This is a genomic window from Lancefieldella parvula (assembly GCF_963530955.1).
Classification (GTDB): Bacteria; Actinomycetota; Coriobacteriia; order Coriobacteriales; family Atopobiaceae; genus Lancefieldella; species Lancefieldella parvula_A.
In genome coordinates this window covers 1-20,128 of sequence record NZ_CAUSFQ010000016.1, presented here as the reverse complement: position 1 = coordinate 20,128, position 20,128 = coordinate 1, and the positions used below count along the sequence as shown (strand labels likewise).

At 47.4% G+C, this 20,128-nt stretch carries 19 protein-coding genes and 1 pseudogene; 10 read left to right on the top strand and 10 right to left on the bottom strand.

Annotated elements, in window-relative coordinates; genetic code table 11:
* The 3 genes from thrS to adhE all read left to right on the top strand — a co-directional run.
* On the top strand, nucleotides 1–1,524 hold a 1,524-nt coding region (gene thrS, locus RWJ43_RS02400; RefSeq protein WP_314007312.1), incomplete at its 5' end, for a threonine--tRNA ligase.
* Nucleotides 1,505–2,332 carry a PLP-dependent transferase gene (locus tag RWJ43_RS02395; protein WP_314007309.1) on the top strand — a complete coding sequence of 276 codons (828 nt, stop codon included), beginning with the start codon at nucleotides 1,505–1,507 and terminating at the stop codon, nucleotides 2,330–2,332. The genes thrS and RWJ43_RS02395, both read left to right, overlap by 20 nt.
* Before the next feature lie 67 nt (nucleotides 2,333–2,399).
* A complete protein-coding gene (adhE, locus tag RWJ43_RS02390; RefSeq protein ID WP_314007306.1) occupies nucleotides 2,400–5,018 on the top strand; it encodes a bifunctional acetaldehyde-CoA/alcohol dehydrogenase in 2,619 nt (872 codons plus the stop codon).
* 343 nt (nucleotides 5,019–5,361) lie between these two features.
* On the opposite strand, the gene RWJ43_RS02385 is transcribed toward adhE, so the two are convergent.
* The 9 genes from RWJ43_RS02385 to RWJ43_RS02345 all read right to left on the bottom strand — a co-directional run bounded on the left by RWJ43_RS02385 (nucleotide 5,362) and on the right by RWJ43_RS02345 (nucleotide 12,402).
* On the bottom strand, nucleotides 5,362–6,405 hold the full coding sequence (locus tag RWJ43_RS02385; RefSeq protein WP_035435030.1) for a hypothetical protein: 1,044 nt from the start codon (nucleotides 6,403–6,405) through the stop codon (nucleotides 5,362–5,364).
* Nucleotides 6,406–6,634: 229 nt separating this feature from the next.
* Nucleotides 6,635–7,123, bottom strand: a complete 489-nt coding sequence (locus RWJ43_RS02380; RefSeq protein ID WP_314007302.1) for a dihydrofolate reductase — start codon at nucleotides 7,121–7,123, stop codon at nucleotides 6,635–6,637.
* 101 nt (nucleotides 7,124–7,224) lie between these two features.
* Nucleotides 7,225–8,073 carry a thymidylate synthase gene (thyA, locus tag RWJ43_RS02375; RefSeq protein ID WP_314007299.1) on the bottom strand — a complete coding sequence of 283 codons (849 nt, stop codon included), beginning with the start codon at nucleotides 8,071–8,073 and terminating at the stop codon, nucleotides 7,225–7,227.
* A 122-nt stretch (nucleotides 8,074–8,195) separates the two neighbouring features.
* On the bottom strand, nucleotides 8,196–8,444 hold the full coding sequence (locus RWJ43_RS02370; protein WP_314007296.1) for a hypothetical protein: 249 nt from the start codon (nucleotides 8,442–8,444) through the stop codon (nucleotides 8,196–8,198).
* Nucleotides 8,445–8,659: 215 nt separating this feature from the next.
* Nucleotides 8,660–9,091, bottom strand: a complete 432-nt coding sequence (locus RWJ43_RS02365) for a (deoxy)nucleoside triphosphate pyrophosphohydrolase (protein WP_314007294.1) — start codon at nucleotides 9,089–9,091, stop codon at nucleotides 8,660–8,662.
* Nucleotide 9,092: 1 nt separating this feature from the next.
* A complete protein-coding gene (locus RWJ43_RS02360; protein WP_314007292.1) occupies nucleotides 9,093–9,809 on the bottom strand; it encodes an acyl-ACP thioesterase domain-containing protein in 717 nt (238 codons plus the stop codon).
* Between the two features lie 59 nt (nucleotides 9,810–9,868).
* Nucleotides 9,869–10,708 carry a putative ABC transporter permease gene (locus tag RWJ43_RS02355; RefSeq protein WP_314007289.1) on the bottom strand — a complete coding sequence of 280 codons (840 nt, stop codon included), beginning with the start codon at nucleotides 10,706–10,708 and terminating at the stop codon, nucleotides 9,869–9,871.
* Between the two features lie 5 nt (nucleotides 10,709–10,713).
* Nucleotides 10,714–11,307: an HD domain-containing protein gene (locus RWJ43_RS02350; protein ID WP_314007287.1), complete on the bottom strand. Its 594-nt coding sequence runs from the start codon at nucleotides 11,305–11,307 to the stop codon at nucleotides 10,714–10,716.
* Nucleotides 11,308–11,472: 165 nt separating this feature from the next.
* Nucleotides 11,473–12,402: a diacylglycerol kinase family protein gene (locus RWJ43_RS02345; RefSeq protein ID WP_035435013.1), complete on the bottom strand. Its 930-nt coding sequence runs from the start codon at nucleotides 12,400–12,402 to the stop codon at nucleotides 11,473–11,475.
* 89 nt (nucleotides 12,403–12,491) lie between these two features.
* Here RWJ43_RS02345 and rnd point away from each other — a divergent pair, with 89 nt between their 5' ends.
* From rnd to RWJ43_RS02310, 7 genes are all read left to right on the top strand, one after another.
* Nucleotides 12,492–13,631, top strand: a complete 1,140-nt coding sequence (gene rnd, locus RWJ43_RS02340) for a ribonuclease D (protein WP_314007283.1) — start codon at nucleotides 12,492–12,494, stop codon at nucleotides 13,629–13,631.
* Nucleotides 13,632–13,740: 109 nt separating this feature from the next.
* Nucleotides 13,741–14,427 carry a zinc metallopeptidase gene (locus RWJ43_RS02335; RefSeq protein ID WP_314007281.1) on the top strand — a complete coding sequence of 229 codons (687 nt, stop codon included), beginning with the start codon at nucleotides 13,741–13,743 and terminating at the stop codon, nucleotides 14,425–14,427.
* A gap of 2 nt (nucleotides 14,428–14,429) precedes the next feature.
* The gene (gene xseA, locus RWJ43_RS02330; protein WP_314007279.1) at nucleotides 14,430–15,779 is read left to right on the top strand and encodes an exodeoxyribonuclease VII large subunit; all 1,350 of its coding nucleotides are present in this window, start codon (nucleotides 14,430–14,432) and stop codon (nucleotides 15,777–15,779) included.
* Between the two features lie 14 nt (nucleotides 15,780–15,793).
* Entirely contained in the window at nucleotides 15,794–16,057 is a 264-nt protein-coding gene (xseB, locus tag RWJ43_RS02325; RefSeq protein ID WP_035428758.1) for an exodeoxyribonuclease VII small subunit, read from the top strand.
* A 10-nt stretch (nucleotides 16,058–16,067) separates the two neighbouring features.
* A complete protein-coding gene (locus RWJ43_RS02320) occupies nucleotides 16,068–16,412 on the top strand; it encodes a histidine triad nucleotide-binding protein (protein ID WP_035428759.1) in 345 nt (114 codons plus the stop codon).
* Nucleotides 16,413–16,545: 133 nt separating this feature from the next.
* Nucleotides 16,546–17,715, top strand: a complete 1,170-nt coding sequence (locus RWJ43_RS02315) for an acetate/propionate family kinase (protein ID WP_035431633.1) — start codon at nucleotides 16,546–16,548, stop codon at nucleotides 17,713–17,715.
* Nucleotides 17,716–17,918: 203 nt separating this feature from the next.
* Nucleotides 17,919–19,469: a Cna B-type domain-containing protein gene (locus RWJ43_RS02310; RefSeq protein ID WP_314007272.1), complete on the top strand. Its 1,551-nt coding sequence runs from the start codon at nucleotides 17,919–17,921 to the stop codon at nucleotides 19,467–19,469.
* Nucleotides 19,470–19,616: 147 nt separating this feature from the next.
* Here RWJ43_RS02310 and RWJ43_RS02305 read toward each other — a convergent pair.
* A pseudogene (locus tag RWJ43_RS02305) lies at nucleotides 19,617–20,128 on the bottom strand (aldose 1-epimerase family protein); the annotation flags it as partial.

Sequence of the window (20,128 nt, the reverse complement as noted above, 5' to 3'; positions counted from 1 at the left end):
AAAGAGAACCTCAAGATTGAGACGTTTGAGCTTCCTCGCGATGAGGCTATTGCCTACATGAAGGAGCGCGGCGAGTCTTACAAGGTTGAGCACATTGGCGATCTTGCTCCTGACGCACACATCACCTTCTATAAGCAGGGTGAATACGTTGACATGTGCGTTGGCCCTCACATGCTCTACACCAAGGGCGTTAAGGCTTTTAAGCTGACCAGCATTTCTGGTGCTTATTGGAAGGCCGATAAGAACAACAAGATGCTCACCAGAATTTATGGTGTTGCGTTTGGTTCCAAAGATGAACTTGCTCAGTACCTCAAGATGATTGAAGAGGCCGAGAAGCGCGATCACAGGAAGATTGGTCGCGAGATGGAGCTCTTCATGATGTCCGACTTTGGTCCTGGCTCTCCATTCTGGCTTCCAAACGGTATGGCTCTGCGCAACGCTCTGACCGATTACTGGCATGAGATGCAGGCTCGCTTTGGTTATCAGGAGGTTCAGACCCCACTGATCCTCTCGCGTTCCCTTTGGGAGACCTCTGGTCACTGGGACCACTACAAAGAGAATATGTACACCACCACGGTAGATGAAGAGGACTTTGCCATTAAGCCTATGAACTGCCCTGGTGCATGCTTGATTTACAAGTCCAAGCCACGTTCTTATAGGGATCTTCCTATGAAACTGGCTGAGGCTGGTCTTGATCACCGTTATGAGATGAAGGGTGCTCTGCACGGTCTGTTCCGTGTCCGTGAGTTTACTCAGGACGATGCACACCTCTTTATCCGCCCTGATCAGATTACTGAGCAGGTCACGGATGCGTCTCACCTCATTACCGCATACTATGCACAGTTTGGCTTCCCATACCGAGTTGAGCTTTCTACGCGCCCAGAGGATTCTATGGGTTCTGACGAGGACTGGGAGCGCGCTGAGCAGGGCCTGCGTGATGCACTTGAGTCTATGGGCATTGAGTACGTTGTCAACGAGGGCGATGGCGCTTTCTACGGTCCAAAGATTGACTTCCATCTGACCGACTGCCTCGGCCGTTCTTGGCAGTGCGGCACCATTCAGCTTGACTTCCAGCTGCCTCACAACTTCCAGCTTGAGTACATTGACTCCGACGGCACCAAGAAGCAGCCTATTATGATTCACCGCGCGGGCTTTGGTTCCTTCGAGCGCTTCATTGGCATTCTGACCGAGAACTATGAAGGCAAGTTCCCTGTCTGGCTGAGCCCATGCCAGGTCAAGGTTCTTCCTGTCTCCGAGAAGTCTCGTCCTTATGCTCATGAGGTTGCCGAGAAGCTTGCAGCTGCTGGTATTCGCGTTAAGGTTGACGACCGTGACGAGAAGATTGGCTATAAGATTCGTGAGGCTCGCTCACTTGACCGTGTTCCTTACATGCTCATCCTTGGTGAGCAGGAGGTTGAGGCAGGAAACATTTCTGTCCGCGACCGCTCCAACGAGACTCACACGGCAGAGCTTGACGAGTTTATTGCTCAGGTTGTCAAAGAGAATGCTGAGCGCGTTGGTTAAACAGGCTTCAGACAAAGTGCAGGTTATGGGTGGCACCGCGCAGGATGGCGCAGGCGGCACGAAGAGTGTCGGTGCAATCGACGGCGTCAAGCAAACCGTAACTGACGTTGTCGCGCAAACCGTAACCGACGTTGTCACGCAAACCGCAACCAATGTTGTAGCTGAATACGTAAAAATGACAGGGGCAGGCCGTGCGCGGCTTGTCCCTGTTTCCTATGTAGACGAACTTCTCGCCACACTGGTTTCGGGCGGTGTAACCGTCGTGGAGCCGCTTGCTGGCGTGCCCGTTGAGGTGTGCGACATCAAAGGCAGAGCTGCGGCAGGGGAGCTGCTTGTGGCGGATGTGCGTACGATTGGAGCCGAGTTCAGCCCGGCATGTCGTCTGGGAGCAGAGATCGCAGTAGCCGAGGACGCTCGGGTGCCGGGATATGTTGTCGTGTGCATGCGGAAGTGCTGCATACCGTGGGTAGCAGAGGCGGTTGAAGCCAAGGCGTGCTCTACAGATGTCGTGACGGTTTCTGCTACGGGAGTGGAAGAGCAGGCGAGTGCACGGGTTTCTCGCCACGCGGCAAGCGATGCAGCGCAGGTGGTTGCCACGTTCCTGGCGTGCCATCCGCGCGTCGAGGCGGTGCGCTATCCGGGTCTCAAGACGGACCCGAGCTTTGCGCGTGCGACATCGCAGCTGGTGGGTGGATTTGGCCCGTACATGGATTACATGTGGAGAGAATCGCCAGGTGAATGGCATAGATTTACAGCAACTGATGAAGACGCCAGAACGCAGATTATAAATTTTGAGAGACTTGGTTAACGGTAAGCATTTGTTTAGCAGACCTTGGTATAATTTGAATTAATGTTCCTAAATAGAAGGGGATTTTATGGCAAAGAAGGCTACTCAAATTGAGGATGTTGATACTTTGCTCAAGCGCCTCGAAGAGATGCGCGAAGCACAGGCAGAGTTTGCAACATTCACTCAAGAGCAGGTCGATAAGATTTTCTATGAAGCTGCTCTTGCGGCTGAGAAAAATCGTATCCCTCTTGCTCGCATGGCAGTTGAAGAAACTGGCATGGGTGTAATGGAAGATAAGGTTATCAAGAACCATTACGCAGCAGAGTATATTTACAACAAATACAAGGATATGAAGACTTGTGGTGTTGTAGAGGATGATCCAGCTGCAGGTTATCGAGTTGTAGCCGAGCCAATGGGTATCGTAGCTGCAGTTATTCCAACTACTAACCCAACTTCTACCGCAATTTTCAAGACACTTCTTGCTCTTAAGACAAGAAACGCCATTATTATTTCCCCACACCCACGCGCAAAAGAGTGCACCATTGCCGCCGCTCGTATTGTTCGCGATGCTGCCGAGAAGGCCGGCTGCCCCAAGGGTATTATCGACTGGGTACCAGCTCCTACCATTGATATGACTGCAGCAGTCATGAGCAATGCTGACATCATCCTGGCAACCGGTGGTCCAGGTATGGTTAACGCAGCTTACTCTTCCGGTAAGCCTGCTTTGGGCGTTGGTCCTGGTAACACTCCTGTTATCATCGACGATACTGCAGACATCAAGCTTGCTGTTAGCTCCATCATTCACTCCAAGACCTTCGATAACGGTATGATCTGCGCTTCCGAGCAGTCTGTTACCGTTCTTGATAGCGTTTATGACCAAGTCAAGAAGGAGTTCGCTGATCGCGGCTGCTACTTCCTGGAAGGTAAAGAGCTTGACGCTGTCCGTAAGACCGTTATTGTCAACGGTGCTGTTAATGCAGGTATTGTTGGTAAGTCTGCTTACTTTATTGCAAAGACCGCAGGTGTTGAGGTTCCAGAGAAGACCAAGGTTCTTATTGGTGAGGTAACTTCTGTTGAACCTTCAGAAGAGATGGCTCACGAGAAGCTCTCTCCAGTTCTTGGTATGTATCGTGCAAAGAACTTTGACGAGGCTATTGCTAAGGCTGAGCGTCTTGTTGCTGATGGCGGCTATGGTCACACCAGCTCTCTTTACGTCAACATCAACGAGAAAGAGAAGATTGCTAAGCATCAGGAGGCAATGAAGACCTGCCGTATCCTGATCAATACCCCTTCCTCTCAGGGTGGTATTGGAGACCTCTACAACTTCAAGATGGCTCCATCCCTAACCCTTGGCTGCGGCAGCTGGGGCGGCAACTCCGTCTCCGGCAATGTTGGCCCACAGCACCTGCTTAACTACAAGTCTGTTGCAGAGAGGCAAGAGAATATGCTTTGGCTTCGTGTACCTGAGAAGGTCTACTTCAAGAGGGGCTGCATGCCTCTTGCTCTCCGTGAGCTCAAAGAGGTCTACAACAAGAAGCGCGTCTTCATTGTCACAGATCAGTTCCTATACAAGAGTGGCTTCACCAAGACTATCGAGGAGACCCTGGATTCCCTGGGCATCGTTCACTCTTCATTCTGGGATGTTGCTCCAGACCCAACCCTTCAGTGCGCTCTTGAGGGTGTAGCTCGCATTCGCTCCTTCGAGCCAGACTGCATCATTGCAATCGGCGGCGGTTCCGCTATGGACGCAGGTAAGATTATGTGGTCCATGTACGAGAACCCAGAAGAGAAGTTTGAGGACATGGCAGCGGACTTCTTGGATATCCGCAAGCGTGTCTACAACTATCCTAAGATGGGCAACAAGGCATTCTTTGTTGCTATCCCAACCTCTTCTGGTACTGGTTCTGAGGTAACTCCATTTGCCATCATCACTGATGCTGACAACGGCGTTAAGTACCCACTTGCAGACTACGAGTTGCTTCCTAACATGGCAATTGTTGATACTGACAACATGATGAGCCAGCCTAAGGGCCTGACCTCCGCTTCTGGTATTGACGTCCTTACTCACTGCCTCGAGGCATTTGTCTCTATGATGGCATCTGACTACACAGATGGCATGGCTCTTCGCGGCATGAAACTTGTCTTTGAGTACTTGCCACGTGCTTATGACAATCCAAACGATGTTGAGGCACGCGATCACATGGCAAACGCTTCCTGCCTGGGTGGTCTTGCATTTGCTAATGCATTCCTCGGTATCAACCACTCTATGGCTCACAAACTGGGCGCTTTCCACCACATTCCACACGGTTGGGCAAACGCAGTTATCCTTACTCGCGTTATGCGCTACAACGCAGCTGAGCGTCCAACAAAGATGGGTACCTTCCCACAATACGATCACCCACACACCCTCGCACGTTATGCTGAGGCAGGTCGTTTCTGCGGCGTTAACGGCAAGGATGATCGTGAGGTCTTTGAGAACTTTGTCAAGAAGATTGAGGAACTCAAGGCATACATCGGCGTCAAGGAGACCATCAAGGACTACGGCGTAGATGAGAAGTACTTCCTCGATACCCTTGACGAGATGTCTGAGCAGGCATTCGATGACCAGTGCACTGGCGCAAACCCACGCTACCCACTTGTCTCCGAGCTCCGCGAGCTCTACCTGGATGCTTACTACGGTCGCGAGCCAGGTTTCTACGAGGACTAATCCTCGCACCCGCGCGCCGCGTCGCTAGCACGTCCACCCCGGAGCGCCCACCACGAAGCGCGTAAAGCACAAAGCAAGAGCCGGTTACCTAAAACCCAGGTAACCGGCTCTTTTGTTGGCTTTCTAAACCTTCTACCTAATCGCCCGAGGGGCAAATTTAATTGGACCTACGATTACAGATTCACAAAACACACCTATGTCACATAATCTGTCAAAAAAGGCTATACATTGCTCCAAAAATGCGTGTTTAGTGCAGAATATCTTCATTTGATGTGCTATTGACATCGAATTTTGCAGATTATCTGACTTTGCTGTGTTATCACATAGGGCAATTTAGGGATAGTTAAACTTTATATATTAGTTCATTCATAAATCTGTATATTGAGTCAAGTTTATTCATCAAAATGAATTGCTCATGAGAATACTGGCGCAGCGTCTGCTTGATCCGGTACAGATTGCTGTCTCCCAAGTCTTTTTTAATGCTCAGGAACATATTTTGCATTGCCAGCTGATTCCTGTAGATATCCGCATTTACAAAGTACTCTTTAATACTCACTGAGTTCAGTTCGTTAGTTCTTTGATTATCTTTTCTTTGCTGGTAGAAGTCATCATGATACGCACCGTTATATTCGATAGCCACTAAATTTAATCCAGACAAATTTGATTTAGACATCTTCCCGAACAGCAAATCAAGCTTTCGTTCTTTTGCTGGTATCCCTGGGTTTATTTGGTCTTTTATTACATACGATTTATTCAACGCAATTGGCGTTTGATTGAAACCACCTTCACAATATGGGAGAGCAGATCTAATTGCCATCTTTACTTCCATGGGAGAGGCTGCATCAGAAAAGAAAAAGCGCATATTCTTTTGTGTGACATGTAATCCAGGAGAATAAGGTTCAAGCGCATTCAATAGAGACGCAATTTCGTTCGGAGCAACCAACGACGTATCAAATTCGCAGAGCTCACCGTTTGGGAGATGACCATAACTGGCCATCAGTAAATTCGCAAGCACAATCTGATGAAGAGGACTTTTATTCCTAGAGAGTAAGCAAACAGCTAGGGAAGGCGTAACACAATAAATATTCTGCCCCAGATCAATAAGGGAGCCTGCCGGCAAAAGACATTTGAACTGGTGTGATACTCGCGTTTCAGAAAATCTAGTCCTTAAATTGTCTCTGAGTATTTCATGAGTGGTTTTAGACAAGACTATGCCATATTCTTTCTTAAGAAATCGGAGTTTTTCTTCATACACCTCATCTGAACACGCAGAATATGTTGCGCGCAAATCCCTCGTTGTCCGTTGCAAAAGAACATCATCATTTCTGCGTGTCTTAAGTTGTGCGCAGATTTGTAGTGCAGTTTCATGCGAGAAAATAATATCCATCCGCTCCTCCTTAGAATGAGAAACGAATATACCAGCACGATTTTTCAGCAATCTGTCGGTTGTTTGCCAGCCCTTTAACTCGAATCTTCCAAAACAAGAAAAGTCCCCTCATACATGCAGGTAAAAGAGGACTTAGATAAAAACTAAATCAAAGAGTCTATGAAACGTTTCGACCAATCAACATGAAAATCATACGATTAAGCACACTGATAAATCGCGTGCAAAACAGCTAAACGTGCTTGTAGGTAACAAACTTGAAAGCAACGCCTTCCGGAGTCACTCCGCCGTCTTCCTCGTTACAAACTTCCCATGAAGGATCTTCGTCTAGGTTGGGGAAGTACGTGTCCGCATTGACCACGGTGTCGTGCTTTGTCACGTACGCGTAAGAGCACTTGTCGAGAAGAGCACGGTAAATTGAAGCTCCACCAATAAGCCAGACCTTCTCGGGAGCTTCATCCTCAACTAAACGAAGTGCTTCCTCTGCCGACGACACAACCTCAACGCCTTCGACCTGGTAATCAGCGTTTCTAGAGATGACGATGTTGCGGCGACCTTTAAGCGGTCCACCAGGGAAGCTCTCCAGCGTCTTTCTGCCCATGACAACTGTGCAAGCGCGCGTATGCTCGACAAAGTGCTTCATGTCGGCCCTGTTAGGGATGAGAAGGTCCCCGTCGCATCCGATGCCCCAATCGCGTGTTACAGAAACAATTGCGTTCATGTGGTTCTCCTGGCAAGTATCGTCTTAAAAGAAATAATGATGTCAGCTTGACTGTCCGATTGAGCGTGCCTGCCGGCCAACCGCGTCCGCACCAGCCGCGTTTAAACGGCAATCGGAATGTTCTTAACCTGCGGACCGTGCTGATAATCTTCGACAATGAGGTCGTCAGTTGTGAAGTCGTAGAAGTTGGTGACGTTAGGATTCAGGCTCACCTTTGGTGCGTCAAAGGTTGGGCGAGAAATCAATTCTTTAACAATATCCACGTGGCGATCGTAAATGTGAGCGTCGGCAATCATGTGAACAAGCTCGCCAGCTTCCATGCCGCTAACCTGTGCAACCATCATCAACAGGATTGCGTACTGGCAAACATTCCAGTTGTTAGCGGCAAGAATGTCCTGGCTACGTTGAACAAGCAGCAGGTTAAGCGTTGGTTTGTCCTTACCTGGCTCCTGAGTAACGTTATAGATTGCGTTGAATGCGCAAGGGTAGAGGTTCATCTCGGAGAGGTCGGCAAAGGTGTACAGATTGGTCATAATACGACGGCTGAACGGATTCTCTTTGAGATCCTTGAGTACGCGATCCATCTGGTCATAATCGCCGTCAGCATAGTGAGAAACCTGTCCAACCTGATAACCGTAAGCTTTGCCAATGGAGCCAGACTCATCAGCCCACGAATCCCAGATGTGAGAGTTGAGGTCGTTAACGTTGTTGGACTTCTTCTGGTAAATCCACAGAACCTCGTCCATGGCGCTCTTGAGAGCGGTACGGCGAAGCGTCAGCGCAGGAAACTCCTCACGCAAATCGTAGCGATTGCAGACGCCAAACTTCTTGATTGTGTATGCGGAAGTACCGTCTTCCCAGGTAGGACGAACCTTCTCGCCCTCGGTGGTGGTGCCGTTTTCAATAATGTCGGAGCACATATCAATAAAAATGCGATCTGCTTTGCTCATATTCAATCCTTCAAATTACGGTTCAAATTGCAATAGACACCTGGTATTTGCACGTCTGCCAAGCCTCAGTCAAGTCTCTACCAAGCCTCTGTCAAGTCCCAGTCAAGTCACTGCCAAACACATTACCAGTTGCTGTCAGTATAAGCGCTGTAGGGGTCCCCAAAAAGCGGGCTTGAGGAAGTCTGATTGCTCGAAACACAAGAACGTCCCAGTCCCGAGAGCAGCATAATAACTATAAAAAATAGCAAGCCTGCAGGGAAAGGAGAGCCGTCAGGCATCTGCGACGGATCGTTTGGGTCAAAGTCAGGGCCCTCGCCGCCAAATTCATGCTTGTTGTCCCTGGTATCTTGGTTGTCGTCTTTCTTTGCCATCAATCCTCAATCAAACGCTTACACTTTGATGATACCCGTCGTCGCCCAAGGATTTCATGGCGAGAAACCCCTCTTTTTGTCACTCCACATTCTCTGCAAAGTATTTTGCACACGACAACTTGTTCGCGCTTGCAGCTCGCTTACACCCGCAGCATCCGCGTCCGCAGCATCCACGCCCACAGCGCTCGCGCCCGCGGTTCACGCGCAGGTAGCTCCTACAGGTGCTGCGACGCAAAGATGTCGTTCCAGAACGTGCCAAGCTGCTTGATGAGCTCAATGTCCGCAGGAAGCCACTGCACGTCGAGCAGCTCGTTTTGGGAAAGCCAACGAAGCTCAGAGTGAATCTCTGGGTCCGCGACAGGCTCTTCAGACTCACCCAGCGTGCAGATATAACAATCCATATGCAGGTCAAAGGTGGGGTAGGAGTAAGCTACCGTGTCATAGAAAAACGCTGCCTGCACGCTACAGTGCAGCTCTTCCTGAATTTCTCGACGCAGCGCCTGCTCTGAGGTTTCTCCAGCCTCAACTTTTCCGCCAGGAAACTCCCAGAAGCCAGCATTATCCGCATCAGCTCTACACGCGGCAAGAATTTTGTTGTCTTTATAGAAGATAGCTGCAGCTACATTGACTATTTTAGCCTCGGTCATGTTATCCCTCCAGCCTGACTGTTGCAAAGACGGTGGAACTCTCGGCATCTTTGAGCACTACCGAGAAACCCGTCTCATCGGCGTATACCTGGGGAGTAATGGTGTCGCCCAAGTGCGCCTGGCTCCTGTACTGCACCACAATGCGACGCAGCTTGTGAGAATAGCCAAGGGCCACAAGCGTGTCAACAGCCATGAGCACGTACTGAGCATTGTTGACGTGCTTGTTTGTATCCAGGTGCTGCTGAGAAACATGAATGGCTGGACCATCAACAGCATTTCCATCAAGTGCAATTTTTCGAGGAGTTGGTGGCAAATCTACGCGAGGCTCGCCAGTAATGTAGACGTTTTCGCTTTCTGGAACACGAGCAGCCTTGCCTTCATTGATATCCATCAAATACCAGGTAGAGTCCGCTTTTACGATGGTTGCGCCGTCTGCATCATTAATAACAAACGACCTAGATGCTTGAAGACCCTTCATCTGATACGACCAGGTACCTACGTAGATCTTCTCGCCAAACTGGGGAAGACGGTCAACTTGGATTTGCCACGTTGCCAGAACCCATGCGTATCCCTCGCTGGTCAGTTGCTTAAAGCCGCGGCCAATATCTTCTGAGTGGAACGTCGAGCAGTCCTGCAGAGAGTTCATAACGCCTACCAGGGAAAGCTTTCCGGTCTCATCACACTCGCTATATCTAACTCTACTTTCAATGGTGTACATACACATCCAAACTCGAAATCAGCGTTTGCTGAGGTATTACACTATGTCGAGAAACCCGTCTAGTTGTCCCATGGGAACGAACCCGGCAAGTGGTCTCTGACTTTTTGCGTGGTATCGTCAAGTTTCTGCTTAGTTACCTGGACTTTTTGTGAAACCTGTTGAGCCTTTTGGGTAGCAATAAGAGTTGCATTCTGGGCCGCCGCATTTGCCTTTTGAGCTGCTGCGTTTGCTTTCTGCGATGCGTTTTGCGCTGCAGCGCTTACTTTCTGTGACGCATTCTGTGCGGCTTCTTCAACCTTCATTGATGCATCTTGAGCTGCGGCTTCAACTTTGTGATGGGTAGTAGGTCCATTCCAAAGAAGGCTGGCAACCGTGTCCAAAAAATAAAGCGTAACCACAATAAACGCCACAACCGAGACAGTGTGCTTGGAGAAAATCATCAAAACATCAAGCATTGTTGGAACGAGCACAAAAACTGAGGTAACAGAAAACGCGCCAATCACCGCGCTGGCCTGGGGACAAATTCGACCATGCAAGTTAAACTTAAACATGGAGTAGTCCCACCACTTCTTTTTAAAGCGACGCTCCAAAAAGAGGCCGGTCGAGTACTCAATAACTGTGGCTAAAACTGCACCAATGATAAAGACAATAATTGGATTAGAAATCTGGCCTAGTACCAGCCATTCCGCAAGCGCTCCAATGCCATAAATAGGGCAGGTAGGACCAAAAAGAAAACCGCGCTTGGTAAATTCTCCCTCAACAACGGAGCAATAAATGGTCTCGTATACCCAACCACCAAAAGAAATCAGCGCAAAAATTATGACCATTTGAGGCAGATGCTGCACAAAGATCTCAATATTCTTATCGAGTGCAAAGAGTGTACGCAGTGTCTCAGTCATGGTGCTCACGAGAGGTTTCCGTAATCCATGTAGTCGTTAAACCCACCTGACTCACTGTTTGTTGTGTCCTGAAAATCGCTTTCAGGTGTCGAGAAACCCGTTGGGCGGAAACCATCTTTTTTGTATGGATTGCCTGTTAGTGTTTCTGCAGTTGAACAAGCTTTATCGCAAGTTGTTACAATCCAAGCCTCTTTGGTATGAGGTGGAATAGGAACTAGAGGAAACATGTGATGCAAGATGATGTCTTCCTCAACAGGGGTTAAATCAGGGAAATCCTCGCGAGCATTATCAAGTGCATGGCGAGGGTGCGTAAATCCGTGCCAGTTGTCTGGCGCGGCCTCGTGATCGTGCCAATCATAGAGGTAGTAGTCATGCAGAAGCGCGCCACGTACAAGGGCATGCTCGTCAACTTTGATGCCAGCGTTCATGGCAAATGCAAGGCTGCTATAAGCAACCGCAATAACGTGGTCGAGCGTGCTGGTAGTTCCATGTTGTGTAAAAGTTGCAAGCTGATAGAGTCTTCCAGACTTCAGAATAGGAGTCGAAAGCTCATCGAACCTCTCGCGAATTTTAGAAACGTCAACCAAAAAATATCCCATCAACTGTGCGCACACATTAGAAAATCGTGAGCGTACCTTAGCAATGTATCTATAAAAGATTAGTTAATCTGACGGTTACGTGCAATCTTTTTGGCTGAATGTTACGAAAACGAAAGAAAAGAAAACGCAAGCTTTGGCGGTGCTTATTGTGCTGTTTAACTGCTCTTATGCTTTCTTACTGTAGGGGCTCATGTAGTCCACTACTACGTTTACTGCGCCAGGAAGACACCTAGCAGAATAGGCGTAGATGTCGTGGCAGGTGACCTCGCCATTTACTTCCAGTGGCATAGGAGCTGTTGATTCAACGGTAATTTCTTTTCCGCTAAAGCTATTGAGGTAGGGCCTACCAAGCGAGTCTCCCGTGCGATCAAAGAAACCAGAAAGTAGTGGGCGTACCAGCTTTGCAGTCATGTGAGTCTCAATGACAATAACCTCAAGCAGACCGTCATTCATACGATTACCAGGTGCTAATTCAATTCCTGCTTGCATCATGGAGCTGTTTGCAATAAGGCAGCCAATGCCCTGAAGCTCATGTACTTTGCCGTCAACGGTAATTTTGAAGTCGTGAACTGGCGGCATAAGGTTGGCTAGGGCCGCAGTAAAGTATGCGGCTTCTCCAAAGGTTTGTTTGTGGGGGATAGCTGAACGCATAATTTCTGCGTCAAGGCCTGTACCGGCCATTAAAGGAACTCCAGCTACATGGGTTTCTCCCGACACTGTGGTCCAGGTAATCTCACCCAGATCAAGCTGTGCGGTCTGAAGGTTTCTGCAGGCCAGCGCCAGTGCGTTAGGTTCAGGAGCGTTTCCAATATTTGCAGCTAGAAGATTAGCGGTTCCAGAAGGGAAGACAAGAATAGGTGTCTGGCATCCTCTAAGGCCGTAGAGCAGGCTAGATACGGTTCCATCTCCGCCCGAGAGCACCACTACGTCAAAATCTTCAGGCTGAACAGAACTCAGAACCTCATCTGTGCGCCAATGGCTTTCAACTAGCTTTACCAGGCATTCGTCGCCGCTTTTCAAAAGAGCGCGCTCAAATTCAAAGATTGCGTCAGAGCTAAAACCCGAGCAAGGATTGTGAATGATGAGGGTTCTCATATATCCTCCGAAGATTTGCGACAAGCTGGTATATCATTTTGATACGTATGAGTGTATCGCTTTACGTTAGATACTTAATCGGCAATTGGATGGACGCATTGTATATAGCAACCTCAGAAGAACTTTCCGCATTTTGTGAGCGAGCAAAGACTTCGCATATCCTTGCAGTTGATACGGAGTTTCTTCGCGAGAAAACCTACTTTCCCAAGCTTTGCCTGGTGCAGGTTTCCACAGGTTCAGAGATTGCTGCGATTGATCCCTTGCTTATTGATGACCTAACTCCGCTTAAAGAGCTCTTGGAAAATCCGCAGATTATCAAGATTTTCCACGCGTGCTCACAAGACCTTGAAGTTTTACTAGAAAAAATGGATTGCGCATGCGCTCCTGTATTTGATACGCAGGTAGCAGCTGCATTTTTGGGCATGCGTCAGCAGGTGAGCTACGCCGGTCTGGTAGAAAATTTTGCTAACGTCAAGCTTGCTAAGGCTGAGTCTTTAACAGACTGGTCAAAGCGACCTCTTGATAAAGAGCAGCTGGTATATGCCGAGGATGACGTGAGATATCTTCCCGCAATCTACAATCAAATGGTCGAGAAGCTCATCAAGCTTGATCGTCTGAGCTGGGTAAAGCCAGAGATGGATCAGCATACTAATATTGAGCAGTATCGCCGAGACCCCTATCAGGCATATCTCCGTTTAAAACGTTCTGGCTCGCTTACGCGCAGACAACTTGCTATTGCTCGAGAGGTGTGCGCCTGGCGAGAAGAAACTGCTGCTAAAAGAGATGTTCCACGTAAGTGGGTGCTTTCTGACGAACTCATTATTGAGATTTGTCGCCGTGTTCCTACAACACCAGATAGACTGCGCAAAATCCGCGGCACTGAGCAAATCTCTCAAGGTGGGGTAGTGCATCTACTAGATGCAATTAAGCGTGGACAAAAGACACCCGCAGACCAGTGTCCAAAAATCGAGCATCATGCCCATCCTTCAGCTGGCTCTGAAGGTGTTGTTGAGCTTATGTATGCTCTTATCAGGATTGTTTCAGAAAAAGAGGGAATTGCATCTCCGTTAATTGCCAATAAAGATGATCTTACTGATCTGCTTTTGGACAAGGCTAATGCAAGACTTAAAACCGGATGGCGCTATCAATTAGTAGGTAAGCAGCTTGTTGGATTGCTCAATGGCGAGGTAGGTCTAACAGTTAAAAACGGTCGAGTAGAGCTACTGTAAAAGCAGCTCCTAAGCTTAAGAACAAGTAGCTACCGATTACTCTTGCAAACCTGACTTTTTGTCCGGTGAGTTGGGTATACTCATCTCTATACATAGATAGGAGAAAAATATGTATTACTCAGGTGCGTTTATCCCATACGTTGTTCTAGTAGTTGCCTCGTTGGTGCTCGGATTGGGTACTCAGTGGTATATCAAACATGAATTTAAAAAGTATTCTCTAGTTCCTTCAGGGTTTAATGCCACGGGCGCTTCTGTTGCTCGTACCATGATGGACACTAACGGAGCGGCCAATGTTGGCATCAAGAGAATTTCTGGTGAGCTCACCGATAACTTTGATCCACGTGACAATTGCCTACACCTCTCTGATGCAAATTTCTCTGAGGGTAGCGTAGCTTCAGTTGCTGTTTCTTGTCATGAAGCAGGTCATGCTGTTCAGACCGCTAAGCTGTACATGCCATCTCGCGTTCGTTCCGCTCTTGTTCCTGTTGTTAATTTAGCATCCGCAGCATGGATTTATGTCTTTATTGCTGGTGTCTTGCTAAATGTTTCAGGCATGACCGTGCTAGCAATTTGGCTGTATGCATTCACCTTCTTGTTCCATATAGTTACGCTTCCTGTAGAGATTGATGCTTCAAGGCGTGGATTGGCTTTTTTGAAGGCAAATGCTCCTGCAGGCTTTGACTACAATGGCGCTAAAAAGGTACTGATTGCCGCTGCTCTTACTTACGTAGCCGCTGCAATGGTTTCTGCACTCCAGCTTCTATATCTGCTTGGTTCTTCCAGAAGCAGGAACTAGTAATGGATCAGATTCAAGAGAAAGAAGATTCTGTTCTTTCGGTATCTGATGCGGTGCTCTTTGCAAAAAATGAAGTTGCCTCAATGCCATCTATGACGGTGGTTGGAGAGGTCTCTGGATTTAGGGGTCCAAACTATAAGTCTGGGCATTGCTACTTTGACGTAAAAGACCCTGTTAGTTCTATGGCAGTTATTGTCTGGTCAAAGATTTATGCTGCTAGTGGCATTACGTTGCAAGATGGCATGAAAATCCAGATGACAGGAAAGTTTGATATTTACGCTTCAAGCGGCAAACTTTCTTTTCATGCGCGTACTATTCAGATCGCCGGAGAAGGAGACCTTCGCCAAAAGGTGGCACAGCTTGCTAAAAAGCTAGAAAAAGAAGGTCTTACAGACATCTCCAGAAAGCGCTACATTCCAGAGTTTTGTACACGCATTGGTGTAGTTACTTCACTTTCTGGTAGCGTCATTGATGATGTTAAGCGTACGCTTGCGCGCAGAAACCCTCTTGTAGAGCTTGAGGTATCTAGCTGTGCTGTTCAGGGTACTCATGCACCTGCAACTATTATGAGAGCTCTCCAGGTTGCTGCAACTACACGGCCAGATGCAATCTTGCTGGTACGTGGAGGTGGCTCATTCGAAGATCTTATGTGCTTCAATGATGAGGGAGTGGCTCGCGCTATTGCGGCATGTCCAGTTCCTGTTATCACGGGCATTGGTCATGAGCCAGATACCACCATTGCAGATATGGTTTCTGATAGAAGAACTTCAACGCCAACTGCTGCCGCAGAGTCTGTGGCTCCCGCTATTAGTGAGTTACAAACTACGTTTAACAACAGAATTTCTCGCCTTGGAAATGCTACAAGAAAGATTTTGCAGTTCTATAAAACAGGACTTACAACTGTTGAGCAACGCTCTAACTTGGCAATGAAAAATGCTCTAGCAAGTAAACAGTACCAGCTAGAGAAGCTATCAGATCGTCCTTGTTTGAAAGATCCTGCTTATATTATTTCAACAAGAACAGAAGACCTTAATCAGACTGAGCAAAGGCTTATGGACGCTCTGCCAGCGCTTCTTGCAAGAAAGAAAGAGACGCTTTCTGTTGAGTCACAAAGGCTAACCAGAGCTAGTGCTGCCATGCTCCATCCACATGAGGCTTTGCTGTCTTCGCTTGCAGGAAAATTAGACGCGCTTTCTCCTCTAAAGGTTCTTACAAGGGGATATGCGTATGTTCAAGATGAAAAGGGATCTGTCATTAAAACGGCCAAAGACGCCTCGGTTGGAGATTCATTGCTGGTCAAAATGACGGATGGAACAATTAAGGCAACTGTTTCTGATATTGAGCTTTCATAGATAAGGGGAACAACATGGATACTAAGAAGACTGAAGAGCTGACTTTTAAAGATGCTTCTATTGAGCTTGAGCAGATTGTTCGTAAGCTTGAGGGCACAGATTTGGAGCTCGAGGAGTCTTTGGCTCTGTATGCTCGTGGCGTTGAGCTGGTAAAGGATCTTCGTGGAAGGCTTGATACTGCAGAGCAGAAGGTTAAGGTTCTGCTTGATGAGTCCCAGGCAGGAGCTGCAATTACTGATACAACCGCAGCGCCTTCTACTGCATATTTAGACGAGTAAAGGAGAGGTTATGTCTGATTGTATTTTTTGTAAGCTTGCTAACAAAGAAATCCCTACAGAGTTTCTCTATGAGGATGAAAACGTTGTAGCTTTTAATGACCTAAATCCTATTACTCCTGTTCACGTTCTTGTTGTACCAAAGAACCACTACGACAACATCATTGATGGTATTCCTGCTGCAACCCTTGAGAGTGTTACTAAGGCTATAGCTGCGGTAGTAGAAAAGACAGGAATTAAGGAGACTGGATTCCGCGTTGTTACCAATACCGGAAAGCATGGTGGCCAGTCAGTCAATCACGTCCACTTCCACGTTTTAGGTGGCAAGCAGTTGAATGATTCTATGGGCGGAAAATAAAAATATTCAAGTTTTTTGCTCGTCTATTTAACTCCGGGGTATCTTGGGGTTTATGATGTCATGCGGTTATGTTTATTTGAAGTAGGAGAGTAAGACCTAATAGTCTGCACTGCTTCACGGAAAGAGGAGTCACATGAACGTACTGGTTATCAACGCAGGTAGCTCATCTCTTAAGTATCAGCTTCTTGACGTTGACACCCGCGAGGTTTACGCAAAAGGAAACTGCGAGCGTATCGGTATCGAAGGTTCTTTTGTTGGTCACGAGGAGCTTGGTGGAGAGAAGCAGAAGCTTGAAGTTGCTCTTCCTGATCACAAGACTGCCATTAAGCATGTCTTTGACATCCTTAAGACTATTGATAAGCCAATTGATGGCATTGGTCACCGTGTTGTTCAGGGTGGTTGGTACTTCCCAGAGTCTGCTGTTGTAGACGATAAGGTCTTGGCTCAGGTCCGTGAGGTTGCTCCACTTGCTCCTCTTCATAACTATGCTGAGGCTGATGTTATTGAGATTTGCCGCGAACTCTTCCCAGAGGTCGGTAATGTAATCGTTTGCGATACTTCTTTCCACTTCAATATGCCAGAAAAGGCACATCGCTATGCTCTTCCTCGCGATGTTGTTGATAAGTACCACGTCCGTAAGTATGGCGCTCACGGTACTTCTCACCGCTACATTTGGCGTGCAACCAATGAGTTTACCAACGGTCAGACTCACAAGCTGGTTAGCTGCCACCTTGGTTCTGGTGCTTCTCTTTCCGCTATTGAGGATGGTCGCGATCTTGAGACCACCATGGGCCTTACTCCACTTGATGGCCTTATCATGGGCACTCGTTGCGGCACTATTGACCCAGCTACTGTCTTCTATCTCTCTCGCGTTGGTGGTTACTCCATCGATGAGATTGACACTATGATGAACAAGCAGTCTGGTCTTCTCGCTCTGTCTGGTCATTCCGATTCTCGTGATATTGAGGATGGCGCTCACGCTGGCGATAAGGACTGCCTGCTTGCACTTGATATGTTCTATTATCGTACGTCTCAGCTCATCATGGAGATGGCTCAGGCTATGCACGGCTTTGATACCATGGCATTCTCTGCTGGTATTGGTGAGAATTCCGACGAGATGCGTCTTGGCGTTGTCAAAGAGCTTGAGTGGATGGGCGTCAAGATTGATGAGGAGAAGAACAAGGTTCGCTCCGGTGAAATCCGTGACATCTCTGCTCCAGATTCAAAGGTCCGCGTCCTGGTAGTTCCTACCAACGAGGAGTACATGATTGCTCTTGACGTTCAGGAGCTTCTTGGTAAGTAGGCTTTCCTTACAATCCAAAAAAATATTAACTCCCGCACTTCGTGTGGGAGTTTTTTTATGGAGATATAGATAGTTCTTTGACATGAGTACTTTAGAACTTTATATTTTTAAGTAAGAAGTTAGAGTTTCAAAGAAATTTTATTGTTTTGTACAGATATTTGTGTGCAGATAAATAAATCTTTGAACTAGCTGTGAGGAGCATCATGCAGTCTAAGGGTTTAGTTAGCAGGTCTTTGAGCTTTGCGGTTATGTTTGTGCTCACTGTATTTGCTGCGCTCACTGTATTCAACACAAAGGCACAAGCTGTTGAGTACACACCAACTATTTCAAATGCTAGCTATACAACATTAGTTGGTAGTAACGTGCGTGTAAATTTTGATTATGCGCTCAACAATGGTGCCCCTGCACAACCAGGTGATACCTTTACTATTATGCTTCCTCCAGAGCTAGAGAATAATACTCCAGCTCCTTTTGAGGTTATGGGTGTAGATGCAAACGGAAATAGTATTTCTGTTGGTACGGCAACTCCTACCAGTAACCCTAATACCATGACTGTTACCTTCAATAACAATATTGCGGGCCTTCTTAACGTTCATGGCCAGATGTCTTTCTCGCTCAATTGGTCAAGCGCAATTTCACAGAGAGGCAATGGCAGCACTACGCTCAATATTGGTAACACCAGCCTTAACATGACGTATGGCGGTTCTATTGCTGCAATGGATACTGCAATTACTAAGTACAACAGAACTGGTGCAACTGCAGAGACAACCTATACGCTTCCTTCTGGTGCAACTATTACAACTGGAAATGATTATTACGTCACCAGCTGGGTAGTTAACCTAACTCCATCTGATATCACCCAGGTTGGTCTTCTTAATGCCACTGTTAAGGATCAGATTGTAAATCCTTATACCGTTGATGCATCAAAGCTTACTGGTACTGGTGTTAATCCTTCAGATGAGCTTGCTGGTCCATATCTTAAGCACTCTTTTGTTCTCCACCTTGTTAACGGCGCTGTTCAGACTCTTTCTGCAGATCAGATTCTTCCTGCAATTACCTTTACTCCTAATGGTTACACTCTTGATTTTGCTCGACTCAATAATCAGGTTAACTTTGCTGGTTTCCAACCACTTATCCAGGATTGCTGGCTTGAGTACAAGACCATTGTTCCAGCCAACGTTACCCAGGTAGACAATAGAGCAACTCTTGATTTTGATGGCAACACTGATAACTTCACTCGTGAAGGTTGGTGGATTAATCCTCGCGGTGCCGGTACTGCAACTGGCGAGCAGCAGGTAAGCGTTTCTGTATCCAAGGTTTGGGAAGATCAAAATAACGCTGACGGTACTCGTCCTACTTCAGTTACCGTACACCTTTATGCAGACGGCGTAGATACTGGTAAGAGTGAGGTTCTCTCTGACGCAAATGGCTGGACTGCAACATTTAGCAACCTCGATAAGAATCAGGCTGGCACTACAACAGCTATTACGTACACCGTTGTTGAGGACGAGGTTGAAGGTTATACCGCTGAGGTAACAGGTGATGTTACCAGTGGCTTTACTATTACTAATACTCACATTCCTCCAACTCCAACCACTCCACCTTCAGAGACTCCTAAGAAGCCAAAGCAGCCAAAGAAGAAGGAGCCTAAGCTTCCTTCAACTGGTGATGCTTCCTTTGCTGCAGTATCCGTAGCAGCTGCATCTTCTGTTCTTATTGCAGCTGGTGTTCTTGGTAAGAAGCGCGTTCAGTAACGCACGCTACAACAACGTAAGTTAAACGTAAAAGAGCCTGTGAGATTTATTCACAGGCTCTTTTCTTGTTGGAAGTTGTTTCTTGCGGCTTATTGAGCTACAAAATGAAATGCGCCACGAGGTGTTTTATCGTGTCCAACTAGTTTGCTAGAAGACCTTAATATTCAATGTTTTAGCAATACTTTGGCCAGGCTCAAGGCTTATGATGCCTGGTTTGTGTTCAAAGATGCCGTCACAATCAACGGTATCTGCAATGCCACACCATGGCTCAAGAGCAACAAATGGACAACCAGGAGCAGCACTCCAAATGCCCAGATAATTAAAGCCTTCAAAATCCATTTGAATACCATGAGCCTCAGAAGGAGCTTCTGTGCTAGCCGCAAGTGTAATGCGTCTATCAGGAACGTCTTCAAGTGTGATGGTCTTCTCGCGATCAATAAGTTCCCAAGACAAGGGGAGCGTATCAGAGTCCACGATAAGCCTCTGTGGAGTTGTGTAATCGCAAAGACCCTCATCAGTAATAGAGGGGCCAAAGCTGGTCCAGGAGCGCGTAAATAAGAGGTGATACTGGTCCAAAGAGGCTGCCTCAACACCAGGGATCGGAATGTTGAACGCTGGGTGAGCGCCAAGGGTAAACGGCAGTACAACGTTTGCAGGAT